Source organism: Desulfomonilia bacterium, assembly GCA_036567785.1.
GTDB lineage: Bacteria > Desulfobacterota > Desulfomonilia > UBA1062 > UBA1062 > DATCTV01.
Genome location: DATCTV010000004.1, coordinates 252,844 through 259,569 on the forward strand (window position 1 = coordinate 252,844; position 6,726 = coordinate 259,569).

At 45.1% G+C, this 6,726-nt stretch carries 8 protein-coding genes; all 8 read left to right on the forward strand.

The window, feature by feature from the left end:
• The first annotated feature begins 3 nt into the window (after nucleotides 1-3).
• The 8 genes from rplS (at nucleotide 4) to VIS94_02075 (ending at nucleotide 6,559) form a co-directional block, all read left to right on the forward strand.
• Nucleotides 4-348, forward strand: coding sequence for a 50S ribosomal protein L19 (gene rplS / locus VIS94_02040; protein ID HEY9159855.1), 345 nt, complete (start codon nucleotides 4-6; stop codon nucleotides 346-348).
• 3 nt (nucleotides 349-351) lie between these two features.
• Nucleotides 352-960, forward strand: a complete 609-nt coding sequence (locus VIS94_02045) for a ribonuclease HII (GenBank protein ID HEY9159856.1) — start codon at nucleotides 352-354, stop codon at nucleotides 958-960.
• A complete protein-coding gene (locus VIS94_02050; protein ID HEY9159857.1) occupies nucleotides 944-1,390 on the forward strand; it encodes a YraN family protein in 447 nt (148 codons plus the stop codon). The genes VIS94_02045 and VIS94_02050 overlap by 17 nt, the downstream gene beginning before the upstream one ends.
• Nucleotides 1,374-1,832, forward strand: a complete 459-nt coding sequence (locus tag VIS94_02055; GenBank protein HEY9159858.1) for a Mut7-C RNAse domain-containing protein — start codon at nucleotides 1,374-1,376, stop codon at nucleotides 1,830-1,832. The genes VIS94_02050 and VIS94_02055 overlap by 17 nt, the downstream gene beginning before the upstream one ends.
• A complete protein-coding gene (locus VIS94_02060; protein ID HEY9159859.1) occupies nucleotides 1,833-2,924 on the forward strand; it encodes a DHH family phosphoesterase in 1,092 nt (363 codons plus the stop codon).
• 291 nt (nucleotides 2,925-3,215) lie between these two features.
• Entirely contained in the window at nucleotides 3,216-4,064 is an 849-nt protein-coding gene (locus tag VIS94_02065; protein ID HEY9159860.1) for an HAD-IIB family hydrolase, read from the forward strand.
• A 23-nt stretch (nucleotides 4,065-4,087) separates the two neighbouring features.
• Nucleotides 4,088-5,332, forward strand: a complete 1,245-nt coding sequence (locus VIS94_02070) for a glycosyltransferase (GenBank protein HEY9159861.1) — start codon at nucleotides 4,088-4,090, stop codon at nucleotides 5,330-5,332.
• Between the two features lie 18 nt (nucleotides 5,333-5,350).
• A complete protein-coding gene (locus VIS94_02075) occupies nucleotides 5,351-6,559 on the forward strand; it encodes a glycosyl transferase (GenBank protein HEY9159862.1) in 1,209 nt (402 codons plus the stop codon).
• Nucleotides 6,560-6,726 lie beyond the last annotated feature (167 nt).

Below are 6,726 nucleotides of genomic sequence, written 5' to 3' on the forward strand. Positions count from 1 at the left end.
CATATGGGTTATGTGGAAGAGTTTGAAAAAGAGCAGATGAAAAGCGAACTGCCGGAACTCCGGATAGGAGATAAGGTAAAGGTCTCCACAAGGATTATCGAAGGTACCAAACAGCGTACACAGGTGTTTGAAGGTACGATCATCGGCAGACACAGGGGAACAAACCGGGAAACGGTAACCGTAAGAAAAGTTTCTCACGGGGTTGGAGTTGAAAGGGTATTCCCAGTGCATTCACCAAATGTGGAGAAGATTGAAGTCATCACCCATACAAAGGTAAGAAGGGCGAAGCTTTACTTCCTCAGGGAACTTAAAGGTAAATCTGCAAGGCTCAAGGAGCTTACACAGTAGGAAATGGCTCTCGAAGAGGGTCTATTAACCAGAGGGGTATGGCCCCTCTGCGGTATTGACGAAGCAGGAAGAGGACCGCTGGCCGGTCCTGTTGTTGCCGCTTCCGCAGTAATCTCTCCCGCGTCGCCGCTCAGGAATCTCGTCAAAGACTCAAAGAAGCTCAGCCCGTCAAAGCGGGAACACCTTTATGAACTGCTTATAAATTCAGATGATGTCAGCTGCGGCATCGCCATGGTGGATGAACACATAATTGATAAGATCAATATCCTGAAGGCGACGATGATGGCGATGGAACAATCTTTCAACAATCTTAACATCAAACCTGTTTATGCACTCGTTGACGGCAATAAAAAACCAAACCTGTCCTGTGAATGCATCCCTGTTGTCGGAGGAGATGCAACCGAACCCTCGATCTCAGCAGCCAGTATTATTGCAAAAGTAACAAGAGACAGGTATATGTCTGACATGGATGGTCTTTATCCGGGTTACGGCTTCAGGATCCACAAGGGCTACCCTACAAAAGCCCATTATTCAGCAATACGTTTACTTGGCCCCTGCCCTATTCACAGAAAATCATTCAAAGGAGTTCTTTGCGATGCATTCAGGATCTGAAATGAACTCCATGGAGACCGACAGTAAATCCCTGATAAAGACCTTTTTCAACCGGATCAGAAGAGCCGGCATAATAAATAAAAGTACAACCGTCGAAAAAGGCCGCTCAGGCGAAGAAACCGCTGTCTCGTATCTTAAAAAAAACAGGCTGTCGATTATCAAAAGAAATTTCAGATGGTATGGAAACGAGATCGACATTGTTGCAAGGGACAAGGATTGCATTGTCTTTATAGAGGTCAAGGCAAGTTCTTCAGACAGTTATGACCACCCGCTTATGTGGATCGACGAAACAAAACAGAAACGAATAATCAGGGCGTCCGAAGGATTCCTTGTATCAAATAGAATATCAGGTTCACCTGTCAGGTTTGACGTCCTGGCAATAGATGCTGCAGGGAAAATAAGCCATATTAAGGATGCATTCAGGGCATAGACAACAGTTCATATGCGACTGCAATCTTGGCAGGCTTGCAAAGTGGCTGAGAATATTGGGGTTTGATACATTGTATATGAAGAATATGAGAGGAGTCATCATGGAAGCTGAACGTTCGGCTGGCAGGATAATACTGACCAGATCGGTAAAACTATCCTCTCAGAGAGATTTTTTCCTTATAAAATCAGACCATATTGCCGAACAGATAAAAGAAGTGGACGATAAATTTTCCCTGAAGACTCAATTAAGGCCGTTTTCTCTCTGCTTTATATGCAACGAACCCCTTGTATCAGCAGATAATTCAATGGCAGCCGGCCATGTTCCGGAATATGTATTAAGCACAACCGATTCGTTCAGCAACTGTCCCAAATGCAACAGATTCTACTGGCAGGGAAGCCATACAAATCGTGTCATGGAAACAATACATAACATACTGGAGTAGATGAAAGTGATTACAAAACAGGAACTGGAAGAAAAGCTGTTAAACATTGTCAAAGGAAGACGCAAGGTTCTGATAATGGTTCATGACAACCCCGATCCAGACAGCATAGCATCCGCATTTGCTCTTAAATACATCTTCAAGAAGACAATGGGCGTTCAGTCTGTCATTACATACGGCGGTATGATCGGAAGGTCTGAAAACAAAAATATGGTTCAGCTGCTCGATATCGATATGGTTCACACCAGCAAGATCAACCCTAGGAACTATTCAATCATTGCTTTCGTCGACTGCCAGCCTTATTCAGGCAATGTACACCTTAATAAAGGGATAACCGCCTCAATCGTCATTGACCATCATCCCATCAGAAAGCAGACATTAAACGCAGAATTCATAGACGTCCGGAAGGAAATGGGTTCGACTTCCACGATCATGACTCAATACTTACGCACCCTGGGTTTGAAAATCGACAGCAAGGTCGCCACGGCGCTTGTTTACGGAATAAAAACCGACATAAGCGGCACAGGCAGGATTTCATCAGAGATAGATGAAAGGGCCTTCGCCTTTCTGTATCCGCATATCCTCCAGAAGAAGCTGGCAAAGATTGAGAATCCCAAACTGCCGAGAGAATACTTCAATGAGCTTTATTCAATACTCAAAAGTGCCATGATCCATGAAGATGCAGTAATAGCCAAGGTTGAAAAAATCAGCTGGCCCGAAATGATAGGCGAGTTCGCGGACGAACTTATCAGGATTGAGGGCATCAGGTGGTGTCTATGTTATGGAAGGCATAACGGGAGCATACTTTTCTCGATCAGGACCACCAGATCAAATCATATGGCCGGAGTGCTGGCAAACAAGATATGCCAGGGAATAGGGTCCGGCGGAGGCCATGAAACTTATGCGGCAGGAAGGATCGACCTTGCCCAGGCATTGAAGAAAGTTAAAGACCCTGAAGAAACTCTTTTGAGAAGATTCTTAAGGGAAGTAAATCTCAAGGAAGTCGAGCCTAAACCCCTTATTGATAAAAATCCCGATGGAGCAGCAGTAAAATGCGAACCGGCGGAAAATGAAAAGGCTATCAAGAAAGCTTAAAAGACAACAACAATTAATTTCTCAACAAACCCGAGCTTGATACTGTTCAACATCATGCGTGTTCAATCGACTTTAAATCTGACAGTACTCGAATTATTCGCACAGTAATAAAGTTGACAAAGCATCTAAGGACTAGTATCATTAGAATATGCTAATATTAGGGTCTGGGTTTATCTCAGAGGTCAAAAGATGGTCGGGCCGCCATCCGTGAAAACGGGGGGTGCCATATCATTATCATCCCGCCAGCAATCTTTAAAAAAGCAATTTTTTCGTCCGGCAAGAGGTATAAAAATGTACAGAAAAAATTTAGATGATTTGTGTCAGAGGACACTCATATTTACAGATCTTGACGGCTCCCTGCTTAATCATGATGACTATTCCTTTTCGGATGCCAAGCGCGCTCTCAAGTTTATCAGAAGTAAGTCCATTCCACTGATATTCTGTTCGAGCAAGACAAGGATGGAGATTGAAATACTGCAGAAGGCAGCAGGGATAAGAGATCCATTCATTGTCGAGAACGGCAGCGCCATATATATCCCGAAAGATTATGAGATCATTTGCAGCAAGGATGCACAGGCCATCGGAGAATACCGGCTGATAATGCTTGGACTAAACTACATGGCAATACGATCTTTCGTAAGCAGTATAAGCAAGGATTATCAGGTGAAGGGTTTCGGTGATATGTCAGCCGCCGAGATTTCTGAATTGTCTGGTCTTTCTCTTGAACAGGCAGGTATGGCAAAGATGAGGGAATTCACTGAGCCGTTCATAATCGGCAACAGAAAAATGATACCTGCACTAAGAGCATCTGCAAATCTGAGGGGTATAGCGATAACAGAAGGCGGCCGATTTTATCATTTCATTGGAAGTAGCAGCAACAAAGGGCTAGCAGTAGGCCGGCTCAGAAGCATCTATTCGAGAACAAGATTGCGGGAAATGCTTACTATTGGCATTGGAGACTCGCAAAATGACTTTTCCATACTTTCCTGTGTCGATATTCCTGTTCTGATTCCTCACCCTGACGGCTCATATGCCGATATCGACCTGCCCGGAATGATACGTGCCAGATATCCGGGAAGCATGGGGTGGAATGATGCCGTTACTTCCATTATCGAACGCTTATTAGAAAACAACTCTTAACTGAGTGTTGAAAGGAGGATGCGTTGGATCATAAACGATTTTCGACATCCTTGAGAGACCATGTCAGAACCAAGATCGAACAACTCGAGAGCGCGGATATAGTAATAGGCATCCCGAGTTTTCATTGCGATACAACCATTGCACATGTACTTGAAACAGCTACAAAGGGTATTCAGAAGCATTATTCCGAGCATAGAACCCTTATTATCGTATCCGATGGAGGATCAACCGATGATACCAGGGAAGTGGCACTGCTTTTTGATGAAAGATCTTACGGTATAGAAAAGATAGTAACCATATACAGAGGTCTCCCGGGCAAGGGCTCCGCATTGAGGGCCATCTTCGAGGCGGCTGACTTCCTGAAGCCAAAGGCTATTGTCGTATTTGATTCGGACCTTCTGTCAATAACACCCCAATGGGTCAAAAATATAATCGACCCTGTTATGTTCGGTTATGATTTTGTTGCGCCGGACTATCAGCGCTACAAGTTCGACGCCACGATCACCAATACGATTGCCTGCAATCTCACCAGAGCACTATACGGAATGCGTATAAGACAGCCCATAGGTGGCGATTTCGGCCTGTCGCCAAAGCTGTGCAAGTATTATCTCGATCAGAGTGATGTCTGGGAGACCGATGTCGCCAGGTTCGGGATAGACATATGGATGACCACCATGGCGATAGTAGGAGGATTTTCGATATGTCAGGCGAGTCTCGGCGTAAAAATCCATGGGAAAAAGGATCCTTCTTCGGACCTCGGACCGATGTTCAGCCAGGTCGTGGGAACTATCTTCAGGTTGATGGAACAGAATGAGGAGTACTGGAAAAATGTCAAGGCTTCAAAAGATGTCACTCTGATGGGAGAGTTTCCGACCCAATCACCAGAACCGTTCAATATCAATCAGGATGAATTGATCGATTATTTCAAGATGGGATACCGCAATTTTAAAGGCATATGGAGCGGGATCCTTGAGAAAGATGATTATGAGGTAATCAGAAAACTGGTCCGGAACACTTCAAAGAAACGGTTTCATGTTCCGGATGAAACCTGGGTCAGGATTGTGTACCGGTATGCGAACGCCTTTCATTCAACGCCGAGACAGCGGATGAAGGTCCTCAGGACAATGATCCCGCTTTATTATGGAAGGGTTGCGTCTCTTGTCAATGAACTCGGAGACAAAACAGCGGAGGAATCAGAAGCCGTGTTCGATGCACATGCCGGGGTGTTCGAATCCATGAAGGATTACCTGATCAAAATCTGGAAATAAAAAAGTAGGGGGTGCAATATGTCGGACTTCTACCAGTTCGGAAAGATTGCAACGCTTCAAAAGTTAAGGGCAAGACCTCTGGAAGAGATCGAAAACGACCTGATGCTGATCTCAATGAAACGGAAGATGGTCCTTCTACTTCCTGCGCTTGTGACCGAATTCGATACGCCGGCAATGCCTGGAATAATCGAAGAGCTTAAGAATGTTCATTACCTCGACAAGATTGTCCTTTCTCTGGACAGGGCTGATGAAAAACAGTTCCGGAGAGTGAAAAAGATCATGTCTGCGCTGTCCACAAAAGTAAGGATCGTCTGGCATGACGGGCCTGGAATCAAAACTCTCTATGATGAGTTAAGGGCGAACGAATTCAAGCTTTCAAATCGAGGCAAGGGACAATCTGTCTGGATGACGATGGGCTACATACTTTCAGACAAAGATGTCGATGCCATAGCACTTCACGACTGCGACATACTGAACTATTCCAGAGAAATTCTCGCCCGTCTCATTTATCCGGTCGTGCATCCGGCCCTTGATTACGAATTCAGCAAAGGCTTCTATGCAAGAGTAACCGACAGGCTTTACGGCAGGGTAACGAGACTCTTTTACATACCGCTGATCAACTGTCTCAAGCGGCTCGTGAAGCAGAATGAATTTCTTGAGTATTTAGGCGCCTTCAGATATGCGCTTTCAGGGGAATTTGCGCTTATTACCCCGCTAGCACGCAGCATAAGAATATCGCCCACATGGGGACTGGAAGTGTCTCTTTTGAACGAGGTCTATCATCGCACCGCCCAATGCCGGATCTGCCAGGTTGAACTGACTGAATCCTATGAACACAAACACCAGCTGCTCGAGAGGGAAAAGCCGGAACTGGGGCTTATCAGAATGGCAACTGATATCGCCGAAGCGCTTTTAAGGGTAATAAGCCAGGACGGAATAATAATCAGCCAGTCCTTCATGAGGTCCTTGCTGACATCCTATGTGGAAGAGTCGAGAAACGCCATTGAGAAGTATAATGCACTGTCGATGATAAACGGTCTCGTTTACGACCGTCACAGTGAAATCGACGCATCCGAAGCCTTCGTATGCTGCCTCAAAAAGGCCATGAACAAGTTTGTCGATGACCCTGTCGGCATCCCGATGATGAACGCCTGGGTGCGCGTGAATGCTGCGATCTCGGACTTTCAGGACAGGCTGAATGAAATAGTGGAAATAGACAACAGGTAATAAGGTAAAATAGAGGTTTAATTTAGATGTATTAGTTCCGATCAAATCTGACAGTTGGGTAATTGAAAAGGAAGTACCCACGAGCTATTCTTTCTGAGGGGAAATAAAACAAAATCAGAAAGGAGAAAGCTAATGGGTACGGAAGACAAACTTATCAGAAGTAAGAT

Excerpts from the sequence above, each read along its gene's own strand:
- rplS (HEY9159855.1), top strand. The coding sequence starts at position 4 with ATGGGTTATGTGGAAGAGTTTGAAAAAGAGCAGATGAAAAGCGAACTG.
- VIS94_02045 (HEY9159856.1), top strand. The coding sequence starts at position 352 with ATGGCTCTCGAAGAGGGTCTATTAACCAGAGGGGTATGGCCCCTCTGC.
- VIS94_02050 (HEY9159857.1), top strand. The coding sequence starts at position 944 with ATGCATTCAGGATCTGAAATGAACTCCATGGAGACCGACAGTAAATCC.
- VIS94_02055 (HEY9159858.1), top strand. The coding sequence starts at position 1,374 with ATGCATTCAGGGCATAGACAACAGTTCATATGCGACTGCAATCTTGGC.
- VIS94_02060 (HEY9159859.1), top strand. The coding sequence starts at position 1,833 with ATGAAAGTGATTACAAAACAGGAACTGGAAGAAAAGCTGTTAAACATT.
- VIS94_02065 (HEY9159860.1), top strand. The coding sequence starts at position 3,216 with ATGTACAGAAAAAATTTAGATGATTTGTGTCAGAGGACACTCATATTT.
- VIS94_02075 (HEY9159862.1), top strand. The coding sequence starts at position 5,351 with ATGTCGGACTTCTACCAGTTCGGAAAGATTGCAACGCTTCAAAAGTTA.